At 53.4% G+C, this 11,664-nt stretch carries 8 protein-coding genes; 3 read left to right on the top strand and 5 right to left on the bottom strand.

Going from position 1 to position 11,664, the window contains the following annotated elements:
* Positions 1–237 precede the first annotated feature (237 nt).
* Positions 238–1,023, top strand: a complete 786-nt coding sequence (locus FJ146_17775) for a hypothetical protein (protein MBM4253820.1) — start codon at positions 238–240, stop codon at positions 1,021–1,023.
* Positions 1,024–1,101: 78 nt separating this feature from the next.
* Here FJ146_17775 and FJ146_17770 read toward each other — a convergent pair whose 3' ends face one another.
* From FJ146_17770 to FJ146_17750, 5 genes are all read right to left on the bottom strand, one after another.
* Positions 1,102–2,088 carry an ABC transporter substrate-binding protein gene (locus FJ146_17770; protein MBM4253819.1) on the bottom strand — a complete coding sequence of 329 codons (987 nt, stop codon included), beginning with the start codon at positions 2,086–2,088 and terminating at the stop codon, positions 1,102–1,104.
* Positions 2,088–3,167: a hypothetical protein gene (locus FJ146_17765; GenBank protein MBM4253818.1), complete on the bottom strand. Its 1,080-nt coding sequence runs from the start codon at positions 3,165–3,167 to the stop codon at positions 2,088–2,090. Before FJ146_17765 ends, FJ146_17770 begins: the two co-directional genes overlap by 1 nt.
* Before the next feature lie 209 nt (positions 3,168–3,376).
* Positions 3,377–4,501 (bottom strand): hypothetical protein, encoded by a 1,125-nt coding sequence (locus FJ146_17760; GenBank protein ID MBM4253817.1) that lies wholly within the window; start codon positions 4,499–4,501, stop codon positions 3,377–3,379.
* Between the two features lie 177 nt (positions 4,502–4,678).
* Entirely contained in the window at positions 4,679–5,560 is an 882-nt protein-coding gene (locus FJ146_17755) for an alpha/beta fold hydrolase (protein ID MBM4253816.1), read from the bottom strand.
* A gap of 304 nt (positions 5,561–5,864) precedes the next feature.
* Entirely contained in the window at positions 5,865–6,188 is a 324-nt protein-coding gene (locus FJ146_17750) for a hypothetical protein (GenBank protein ID MBM4253815.1), read from the bottom strand.
* A 202-nt stretch (positions 6,189–6,390) separates the two neighbouring features.
* On the opposite strand from FJ146_17750, the gene FJ146_17745 reads away from it, so the two are divergent.
* Both FJ146_17745 and FJ146_17740 read left to right on the top strand, forming a co-directional pair.
* Positions 6,391–7,965: a Do family serine endopeptidase gene (locus FJ146_17745; protein MBM4253814.1), complete on the top strand. Its 1,575-nt coding sequence runs from the start codon at positions 6,391–6,393 to the stop codon at positions 7,963–7,965.
* Between the two features lie 221 nt (positions 7,966–8,186).
* Positions 8,187–11,664 (top strand): fibronectin type III domain-containing protein (locus FJ146_17740; protein ID MBM4253813.1); only part of this gene is annotated, 3,478 nt, incomplete at its 3' end.

The following is an 11,664-nucleotide window of genomic DNA, read 5'->3' as shown; positions in this document are numbered from 1 at the left end:
TGCTCCCACCGGCGCAGCGTTGATACTGAGGTGCCAAGTGCCCGACTCGCTTGACCTATTGACAAATACATAGGCGATACCTCCCTGCGTCCTATCGGCAGGGAGGGCGTAAGCTATTGAATGGGCACATTTAGGTAAGGATTTGGCTAGCTCTAGTCAGCCCCTCCCCTTTGCGCCCATAATCTAGCTGGGAAGCGCAGTGCGTGACGTGCACTTTGACTAAAGTTTTCCACAAAAATGCCGATAAGATGGGCGATTTTAGTAACAAAGAGGCTTAGACTTTTGCTTCTCGCTACTGCTATGTTAGCCATTTCCCTCGTCTTTCTTGGTGGTTGCCAAGGTGATGACGACCACTCCGATAAGGCGGCGGCGCCAGGAGCGTCACAGGGCAAGACTAGTCTTGCCCTGGTGGATGCGACGGCAGCTGTTAAGAAAAATCCCCGCACGGTTAATGGCTCGGGAGATCCCAGTGATCCGGTCAACATCGCGATCGCTGGCTCTAAAGCTCAGCTACTAAAGGCGTTTAGTAAGGCAGGTTGGGTTGTTCCCGATAAACGAGGTCTTGGTGCGAATACGCGAATGGCGACTTCAGTGATTTTCAAGAAGTCTTACCCTGCGGCCCCAATCAGCGATCTTTATCTCTACGGTCGCCATCAGGATATCGCTTTTGAACAGGAGGTCGACACTGGGGATGGACTGTCGCCCGCTGTGCGGCACCACGTTCGGTTCTGGCAGAGTGACGAAGTAGCCAGCGATGGCACACCAATTTGGTTGGGCGCGGCGACTTTTGATAGCGGCGTCGGTGTAAGTTTCAAAGGTAAACCGCATACAACGCACTGGATCGCGCCCAATATCGACGAGGAAAGGCAAGCAGTAGTCGACGCCCTGCAAGGCGCAGGAGCGGTCGAGGAATCCGGGTTACAAAGTGGCGGTTTAACGTCACTCACTGGGCTTGCCAATGCCGACGGCAATCCCATGTATACCGACGGTAAGATCGTGGCGATCGACCTCTCGTCGAAATGACGTCATCCACCGAGACGAATCTGCTCCTGCTAAAACAACTCGATCGCGGCGAGCCGGTGCTCGCTCATACGTCCAAGTTTACTTATCGGTCGATGTTTCCAAATGCATCTTTTTTGCCTGAGCCACTAGATCTAACCAATGGGACGGATCAACTTCCCCAGCGACTGGTCCATCAAGGGGATCAGCCATAGTGATGACGCGTCTTTTGTCTGGTCTGAGTTTTCGGATCATATCCCCCAGACCAAAGGCCGACTCCTGTAGTTGATCCCTCGTGCCATCAGCTATCATGCGCTCAAGTCCTAGTTTCAGTCTTTGAGCCAGCTCGTTGGCATTCTTTTTGACATAGAAATAATCGGCTGCCTGATACTTAAGAAGCAGGGTTTCCTCAATCATGAGATTCGATGTACCGGACATCTCCAGTTCGTAGATAGGTTCATGAAATGCACGAGGATAGTAGTCAATACGCCCTTTCGACAACATGGGATAAAAGCTGTCCGTCGCGTCGGCGGTGACAAAGGGCAGTGTATTGATCTTAAGCACATCAGTTGACTGCCAGTCGCGACCAGTGCCGGCGACATACTTGCGCAGATCCTCTAACGACTTCACCTGTGCAAATTTATCTTTATCACTCTTGCGGATCACCAGAACGCGGTAGCCGTGTAAGCCACGATAAACGGGAATTTTGATTGACTGCATCCGCTCTTCGCGTACCTTAGTTCGGACCCGCCAAATAATATCTAGCTGGCCGCTTTCGATCCTAATGATATTACGATCACCGCCGCCGGACGAAGCAAATTTGATTTGGCATGGGCCATACTCTTTTTCGGTCTTACGCAGAGCCATGTCGATCAGAATAACGGGATAGTGATTGCGCGGATCACTCTGCGGTGCGTCCGGCAATTTGAGCACACACTCTTTGACCGGATGTTGTATTGATCCCAACTCGCTCTGTGCCACGGCGCAAGGTGCCCAAGAGGCCAAAGCTATGAGCGGCGGTAACGGGACCATACGCCATGAGAAGTGCGGAGTCGTCAAAGACCTCAATGCCTCAAAAGTGGAAAGCATCACACCAGCCCAAAAAATTTAAGAAATTCGGTCAAAGACAATGGCCTTGGCTTCACATCATCAAAATAGTTTAGACGCAGGAGCAACGCCATCACAGCCATTGTAGCAATAAACGGCCATTTATCCCTAGAATTCTCGCTACGAGAGATCGTCACCATTCGCACGAGAATGATCTGTACAAAGGTAATGAAAAACCATCGATCCGTGTCCCACCCCATTAGCCCAAGCAATAATGGTGATAAACTACAGCACCAAAGAACAAAGCGCTGCACACGAGGATGCTGGCCTTTTAGAGTTACGTTTAACAAACCAATTGAGGCAAACACCATCAGCGGTAAAATGCAGGTCAACACCTCGATCCAAGAATAGTAAAAATTCATCCGATCGGAGAATCGGTGCAAGAAGATCGAGTAAAAATCGGGACGGTGCACCGGGTATTCGCAGGTAAACACGCGTTGGAAGTAGGTCAAAACGGTAGCCTCATCCACCGTTTGAAGCTTGAGCCAGATCAGCAGAAAGACACCCAGAGCTGGCAGCAACAGCAATATATAGCGTCGCAGCTCCTGCGTTGGTGCAAGCATTAGGTATGCAATGACGATCGGCAATACCTGCAATAGCGTCATCTCATGGGTAAACATACAGGCAGATAGCAAAAAAGAGGCTGCGATGTCCTTGTCGCGGCTAAGCAACCAAAGGACCAAAGCCCCCAGTAGCCAGATCACTTGATCTATATAGCCGACCTCGTGGAAGAGATAGCCGCCTGCCGCCGACAGAAAAAACAAGGGTGCGACCGCCATTAAGCCACGCCGCACAGCCATCCATACAAAGGTCAATATGCAGCCGCACAGGACAGTAAATTGCAATCGCGCAATAATCTCAAAATTGAATAGACTGCAACCGAGCGGGTAAAGCAGTGTGCCTAGTAGCGCTCGACGACCAAAGCCATCCCACCAGTTTAACTGGTAATAGTTCACCGTCCAGTCGCTTGGCATGCGGTAGCCGACGTAGCATGCATAGACAACCGACGCCAGGGTGAGCATCAGCCATCCCAGATAACGTGCTGGCTTCAGTTTCGCCACTGATCACCCCCTACAGTATCCATGGTAAGCAACAATGCACTGAAAACCAAGAAGGCGAAGGACTTTTGCCCTTCGCCTTCGTAAGTTAATAGGTACAAGCTCCGTCAGTGCTTCTGTTTATCGGGATCTCCGAAAAGATCTCGTCCTGGTTTCGTGGCCTGTATGGCTGAAGTAATCGAACGTGACGCCATGATATAAGATGTATTTCATCACTCTACCATGATTGCACCGCTCAAAGATCCTGCGTTGTTATTCCATTGGTAGATGTCCATGACCGCAAAGTAAAGACGCGCGGCTCCCTCCGGCACCACGACGCGATGATGTTCGCCGGTGGTAGTCTTGCCGTCACCGATGAAAAACACCTGACCTAGTGCGGGACTGAGGTTGTAATAGTCGCGAGCTGCTTGCGTCGAGAAATCGAGAGGTGCCGGTGGCGGCAGAGGTGTCGGATCACCTTCCCCTAGAAAGACCGCGATCAAACTGTTGATGGGTGCTGTGATGTTGGATTTACCGTAAATAGAGCCTTTTTGATGGCTGACAATCTTACTCAAATTGCCGTTAGCGTTCGTCGGTGCATCAAGTTGGGAAAAGGTAATGGCTCCCCCAACGGAGAAGTAAACAGGTTTACCCACCTTCAAACAGCCTCCCACTGGGCTGACAAGAACGGGAGCATTGGCAAGGACGCGGTCCGTTGGCGTCTGCGGATCGTACTGAGTGATGATGTAATCGAGGTAGCTGCCAGCTGGGGACCCAGCAAAATAGGGATTCGCCGTAGCAGGAACCAGGTAATTTACGCTGCACGGCTTGACCGTTACAGTGGTCGTCGGCCCTGGGTTACTTGGGACACCTGGCCCCGAGGGTGTCATGCCACCGTTTCCTGGGTTTGGCGCCGATGATGTGCCTGGCCCATTGGTCACTGTAGTGGTTATGCTAACATCTACCGAAGCCTTGATCTTTATCGTCATCGTTGGTGGCATCGAACCTATCGGCGTCGTCGATACACCGGGCTTGCTGGAGGGTGAGGAGGGTTCCTTACGCGGCCAGATGAACGGGCCAAAATAGTCACTGAGAGAGCGAGGATCGGTTCCCCGTAGTTCAGGCTGGTCCTCTCCCGGCTCACGCGCTGCGTCCTCGGTGACACCGGCCAACGGCGCATTCGTCTTGTTAACCTGGGAGGGCGCTTTGCCACCTCCGGTCGCTGACTTCGCATCAGCCGTAGTCGGTCTTAGGTCAGCGTTCTGTGCCGCAAACTCGGCCTTACCGCAGGCGGTGGCTACTAACATCAAGCCAGAGCTAAACCAAAGCTGGCTACGCTGAAGTGAAAAATGACGCATGGTGTTCCTCCAAAAATTCCCAGGGGCCTGAGCGGGTATGCTGATCCGCCTGAGACAACTGGGCTATCGGAGGGAGCAATTTTAAACTTTAGCAAAAAGTGAGGTATCTCTTTTGAAAACACAGGAAGATGCCGTGAGCCCTGGGGTTTTTAAAGCCACCCATGGCCGCTAATCGCCTCAACCCTCACCAACCAACTCGAGCACTTTAGCAATCACCGAGGCATCGTCAGCGATTTTAGTGTGGGGATCCAAAGGTGCTGCGGGAAAACTTATTTTGACGTTTTCTGCCCCGTTTAGCACACCGGAATGCAGGAGGTTGGCATCTGTTTGATAAAAGTTCAGCCATTTGTCCGTCACTGCCGCAATATCCTGAAGAGAGTCCTCCGACAAATCAGCAGGCGCCTGGTTGCAAGTAGATTTAACGGGGTTGCCAATCAAACTATTGATGACGTCCGGCGGGGTGCAGAGAACGTGACTGATGGGATCGACGGTCGTCAGAGAACGCGGCGGTTTTGTATTCCGGATAGCGCTGGCAACCTGCAGGCTCAGCCATCCTCCGTAGGAATGTCCCACTACGTGTAGATCCGCGTCCGTTTGAGTCTCTGCTAGGTCACCAAACTCCTTAATGAAGTCCCGAACCCCTAGCTTCGTGACTTTTTGGGGATCAGCAGAGGTTATGAAGTTTACGACCGTGGCATCAAGACCGAAACAGCTAATGACGTGAGTCGGCTGACTGCCGCCTTCTTTATTAAGTTTAGTGCTGATTGCCTGCATATAGCGCACCATACGGGTACCATCGAGTGGTGCCTCCTCGTTGCTACCGCAACTCAGATAGCCACCAAAAAGCCCCAGCATCACCTGCCGCTTTTTGGGCTGATTCTGTACCTGCCGCGGCTTCGTGTTTACGGTCGGCGTTTCCGCACTGCGCGTTTTGTTTTCCCCGCAGCCAATGGTGATACATGTCAGCGTGGCTAGCAGGATGTGTTGTAGATTAATTAGCTTTGACAATGTTGGTTCCTCGAAGTCCCTGCACCTCTTTCTGGGTATCGGCATTTTCAAGGTGAAACTTTAGGGCTAAGCGAACCTAAGTCCTCGTAACCAAGGTTAAAAATAACACTTTAATTAAAACAATGTTTTGTTTTTTAAACATTAACTTGTTTTTGGTCGTCATTGGTTCGCAGAATATTCGCAAAAAATTCCCGGATTGCGGCGATCGTTTGTTCCATGTTGAGGTTTCAGCGATCCATTATGCGGATGGGCCATCGCTGATGATCAGGTTAGGTGTGTTGCCATTATTTTTCTAGAGAACGAACAAAAGCCGCTGACCACAAAGCCAGCGGCGCCTGTCAAAGACCGGGATAAATCAGGCCTTTTTCTCTTTTTTACCGCCGCCTTTGGCCTTGGGAGCCGGAGCTACGACGCGTTTTTTCTTCTCTTTCGGCACCTTAGGAGCCGCTGCACGCTCAGCGCGCCGTTGCTCAACGTCCGTTAGCACAGCTTGGAGTTTGTCTAGAGATGCTAGACGGTTAGCATACTTGCGGACTAGAGCTTGCAGCTTGCGAAAGGTGACGTCCCGCTTGGTTTGCTTTTTGTCCAGTTTCTTGTCGGCCAGCAGTTTGGTGCGGGCAGCAAGGTGTTCCTGGGCGTTCTTCAGGTGTTTTTCAATAACCTCACGGCTCTTCGACATGACGGCGGGGTCCTCTCGCTAACTAGTTTATGGATACGTTGTCTCTCAAATTTCTAGAGAGCCTAGAGTATTAGCTCATAATGACGTCCGAGCCAAGCCGTTCTGCTTGACATCTGGCAGAGGATTCTCATCTTTTTATAACGGGCCGTTGGCCACGATATGAGAACCTGATCTCGATTCCAAACCTGTGGGAGTGAGGCGTATGAGTCAAATGAGTAAACCCAAGTGGTTATGGTTACTTAACCTGGTGCTCGGGATAGCCCTGAGTGGCATCGCTCCGGTGGCGACGGCCGCGGGCTACCAGATACCAGCCTCCTCCGGTGCTGGTATCACTGGGGAGAACGTGGACGTCCTCCAGCGGATGTCCAAAGGAGTGGCCCAGATTGCTAAGCAGTCGAGTCAGGCCGTGGTCTTCGTCTCCGTTTATAAAAATGTGCAGAGCATGCCTTACGGCATGATCGATCCATTCGACTTCTTTTTCGGACCAGGTGGCGGACGCGGCGGTCAGGGTGGCCCAGGCGGCGGTCCGGGCGGACCCGGTGGGGGCCCCGGAGGTGGCGGTGGTGGCGGGAGACCTCACCGCGAGAAGCGTGAGGAGGGCGTAGGCTCGGGCTTTTTCATCGACGTGGCTAAAGGCTACATCATCACTAATAACCACGTGGTCCAAGGCGCAGATGAAATTCAGCTGAAGCTCGCCAACAACGAGACCTACACCGGTAAGGTTGTGGGCCGCGATCCCAACACCGACATCGCTGTCGTTCAGATCAAGAAAGAGGACTTTAACCGCACAGGCCTGGGTGCCCTACAACTAACCAATTCGGACGACTTGTCGGTTGGTGACTTCGTGGTGGCAGTTGGCGCTCCTTTTGGACTCGAGGCCAGTCTTTCCTTCGGTGTGGTCTCAGCTCTCAGTCGCGGCAGCCTCGGCATCGCCAATATCGGCAACTTCATCCAGACCGATGCGGCGATCAATCCCGGTAACAGCGGTGGACCACTCATCGATATGCGCGGCAAATGCGTCGGTATGAACACGGCGATTTACTCGCGTTCCGGTGCTTACAACGGTATCGGTTTCGCCGTGCCCGCATCGATGGTCAGAACGGTCGCCGAGCAGCTCATTAATAATGGGCACGTGCGTCGCGGCTACCTTGGTGTTTATTTGCAGCCGCTAGATGACGAGATGATCACCAGTCTGAATTTACCTGAGGGCGTTCACGGTGGCGGTTTGGTGAGCCGTTTGATGCCAGGTGGTCCCGCTGCAAAAGCAGGGCTGGAGACAGGCGATGTGATCGTCGAAGTTAATGGCCAGCTGATTAAATCGCATTCGGAAGTCACAACGGCGATCGGCCTCATGAAGCCAGGGACCAAAGCCAACCTCACGGTGTTCCGCGACGGCAAAAAGAAAACGATCACTGTGACAGTGTCGCAGCACCCTGAGGATCGCGGCCATGGTAGCGCTAAGGATGACGACAGCGAGGACGAAGACGAAGCGTCCAGTGCAGGTCCTCAAGTCTTTGGTATGACCATTGCGCCGTGGAGTAAATCAGCTCAAGAGCGCTACAACCTCGAATCCAAAAGTGGCGTCATCATCACCCAAGTCAGTCCGGATAGTCCCGCCGAGCGCGCAGGACTCCGTCCCGGTGATCTGATCCTCAAGGTTGACGGCCGCAAAGTTGAGGGCGTTGATACGGTGCGCAAGGCGGCCAAGGGTAAAAACCGCCTATTAGTTTGGATCGAACGAGCTGGTGAATATTACTTCGTCAGTCTCAAGTCATGAGTTTTGACCGCAAGTGACCACAGGTCACGCGACTGCGCCAGCTAACCACCTGATATTTCTGGATCTTGCCACAAAGCACCAAAAGTCAGGTGGTTTTGCCTGTTTAAGCCTCTCCGCCGCATAAAAATCTCAATCCTTTCAGAGTTCCATTCAACTATTACGCCAAAGTGACGATAAGCATTCTGGGATACCGGGTTTTGTCGGTCTCCGAGGGACGTGATATGCAACTAAAGAAGACATGGCCCCGCATAAGTGCGGCTGCTTTGGCGGCTGCCTTGGTGTCTTCTTGTAGTTCGAAGAACGGACTGTCGGGTTACTCTATTGGGAGCTCGAAGCTCCCCATATGCACAGGAACTGAGAGTGCTGACGCTAAATCGAACACAACGGCAAAAAAATGCGTCACTGACGATACGCTTGCCAAAAGCGCGGTCATCTATGTTGACGCCCTAACGGGACTGCCAACCTGCGACGCTACGCGCAAAGGCGCTATGTACTACGTGTCGCAGAACAAAACTCTACAGAGCTGCGACGGTAGTAAGTGGCAAATAATCAACGCCCAGGGAGCCGCGGGACCGCAAGGCGAAAAAGGTGCTAAGGGCGAAACAGGCTCGTCGGCACCAACATCGATCAGTAATTACTACACCGAGACTGGTTCGGTTTCGACCGTGGTCGAGAGCGGCAAGACGATCGCCAGAACGATCACCAAATTTTGGACTGCCAAGAACGGATCCTTAATAAAGACCTGCACTAGTGACACCTGGTCGGAAGTGAGTGGGGTTGCCAACGGCTTCAAGGCATTCAGCCGGACTTACGGCGACGCACTTTGCGGCGACATGACGACGGAGTCGCTCGCCTGCAACAGTGGCTATGCCTCCGTCAGTGGCGCCTGTAAAGCCGTGTGCAGCACAACGAATCTTGCGGCATGCAATACCATCGATGATTGCGTCAACTCTGGCATGAGCTGGGTTGGTGACCGGTGCGTCGGCGCCTGCAGTCAGGCAAACCTGATCGCTTGTAATTCTCTTGCCAAATGCCAAGGCACGGGAGGCGGTGGGCCCGGCGTGTGGATCGGCAGTCAGTGCAGTGCTATCTGCCCCGCGGGCCAAACGCCGACTTCAAGAGGATGCGAAGCTACCACGATCTGCACGGCCACCCAACAGGTGGTCGATAACCGTTGCGTCGACACCAGCTTTGCTGTGCAAGGCGGCAATTTGTGCGGCAAATACCCGAAGCCGATCAAGCTCGATAGCGGTTACCATCTGGTCAACTGCGATGTCGATTTCCAGGATGCTGTTACCATCGAACCAGGGGCCGTCATTGCAGTCGATGGGGCATGGACAATTCGATTTGCCAAAACGCTTCACGCGATTGGCACGGCAGATCTACCGATTACCTTCGAAGCTTCTATAAGAAACCCTATGGGCAAGTGGCTGGGGCTCATCGTCGGAAACAGCCACGGCTACGGTAACCAGGCGCCGTTTACCGTCACGGGCACGCATAACTTCGGTACCAAGGCAGCATACATCACGGTCAAAAACTTGGCAGAAAAGGCCAACGGTGGCGTCTTAACGCTATCGGGATACATAACCAACTTGACCGCAAGCTCCAACCCCTCGGCTGTCAATCTCGGCACCACCGAAGCACCGGTCTATCTCGAGAACTCCACGATCACCGGTGACACCATCAGCGTGCAGATGGGCGGCTCACCAGCTACCTCTGTTATTGCTAACACGCTGACTGCCGCAACCGAATTCACGCCAACAGCAGGTATCGTCGCCAGAAACACGGTGACGGCTCCCAACACGCAAGTGGCAGCAGGATCGCCTGGCCTTCTTCTTTTTAACACCATTAATGGCAACCTCTCATGCGCGAGTGCCACCACGCAATCACTCGCACAAGTTTACGGTAACGCCGTCTCTGGCACCGTATCCCTGAGTGCCTGTGGCAACAAGGGCGACAACACAAGCACTCTCGCAGCAGGGACTTGGGCCTTCGGCGACGATGGCACTTTAGGGCGAAGCACCACCACCGTTACCAATAGGCAAGTGCCACTTACGGCTCTCTTGATGACGGCGGCTGGGTGGGTCACTAATGCCACCGTGACCCTCGAACTAACGACAGTACTCGACGGCACTACGGTTCCGATCAATCTGCAACCTGGTTACAGTCCGGTTGTCATAATCGGTTTAGCCGGAATCTATTCGTCGCGCGTGAAGCAAGTCACGGGACTCACCGATCTCCTAGGCAACGTCAGCCGTACAGTCACCGTCGTCTCTCAAGGCAACGGTCCAATCGTCCGGACCGTGGGCGCGATCACCAACACGCCAACCTGGATGTGGACCAGCGCGGCTGGAGTCACTGGCCGGACGTACCGCTATAAGCTAAACGATCCGAACTTTATGACCACGTCCTTTGAGACCAAGTTACTTAGCTACAGCGCTCCGTCAGCTTTGCTGGAGGGCGTCCATACATTTTATGTGCAGGAAAAAGACGACCACGGCAACTGGAGCGACGCTACCTCCAGCAGCATCCTGCTCGACAAGACCGTCCCCAACACGCCGACGGCACCAACCGGTCCATCCCCGTTCACCAACTCTGCTACAGTGGTCTTCAATTGGACGAATCCAGGGGATAATGCCGAAGGCAGTGGTGTGGCCTCCTACAACGTGCAAATCGGTACCACTTCAGGCGGCTCAAACGTATTCAGTGGCAATGTGCGCGGCCTATCCAAAAGCATCACTGGCTCAGACCGCGACGTATACTACGCGCGCGTTCAGACAGTCGACTACGGCGGCAACGTATCGCCCTACTCTGGTAGCTCCGCCTCAGTGACGATCGATCTTGTGGCACCTAATCAACCGGATGCACCAACCGCTCCGAGCTCTCTATCCAACAGTGATAGCTTGACTTTTAGTTGGTCTAGCCCAGGTGACAATCTAGGCGGCTCGGGAATTACCTCCTACAATGTTCAGATTGGTACGACTCCGGGTGGGAGTGACGTCTTCAACGGCAACGTGGTCGGGGCCACATCGAAAACGGTAGCCGTGACAAACGGCAACGTTTATTACGCACGCGTCCAGGCAGTGGATAGCGCGGGCAATACATCCTTGTGGTCATCAGATTCCAACAGTGTCACGGTAGATTTGGTGGCCCCGGATCAACCTGCAGCCCCGACGACCACCAACTACTTCACGCGGATCACACGTTTCACGTTTAGTTGGGTGGCACCTGCAGACAACCCCGGTGGCACCGGAGTCGCACGGTACAATGTCCGTATCGGCACCACTCCAGGTGGTACGGACATATATAGTGGCAGCGAGACAGGTTTGATCAAAGAGGTTTTTGGTATCAACGGTGTGGTCTACTATGCGTCGGTGCAAGCCGTAGATCGCGCAGGGAATCTATCGGCGTTTTCGAACAGTTCACAGGTTGTGATCGTCGATACCACATCACCACCACAACCTGCTGCTCCCACTACGCCGAACTCACTCACCAACTCTGGAAGCGTTACCTTTTATTGGACGACCGCTGCAGACAACACCAATGGCTCAGGCATCGCATCATACAACCTGCAAGTAGGGACGAGCCCCGGAGCCTCCGACGTCTTCAACGGAAACGTGACAACCCTTGAACGAACCGTGACGCTGACCAATGCACCCTCTTATTACGCACGCATCCAGGCTGTCGACAAAGCCGGCA

The sequence above is a fragment of the Deltaproteobacteria bacterium genome (assembly GCA_016874735.1).
In the GTDB taxonomy this organism is placed as follows: domain Bacteria; phylum Bdellovibrionota_B; class Oligoflexia; order Oligoflexales; family CAIYRB01; genus CAIYRB01.
This window is presented reverse-complemented; position numbering and strand designations above follow the sequence as displayed.

Coding starts and splice junctions, on each gene's coding strand:
- FJ146_17775 (MBM4253820.1), top strand. CDS start 238: ATGCCGATAAGATGGGCGATTTTAGTAACAAAGAGGCTTAGACTTTTG.
- FJ146_17770 (MBM4253819.1), bottom strand. CDS start 2,088: ATGCTTTCCACTTTTGAGGCATTGAGGTCTTTGACGACTCCGCACTTC.
- FJ146_17760 (MBM4253817.1), bottom strand. CDS start 4,501: ATGCGTCATTTTTCACTTCAGCGTAGCCAGCTTTGGTTTAGCTCTGGC.
- FJ146_17750 (MBM4253815.1), bottom strand. CDS start 6,188: ATGTCGAAGAGCCGTGAGGTTATTGAAAAACACCTGAAGAACGCCCAG.
- FJ146_17745 (MBM4253814.1), top strand. CDS start 6,391: ATGAGTCAAATGAGTAAACCCAAGTGGTTATGGTTACTTAACCTGGTG.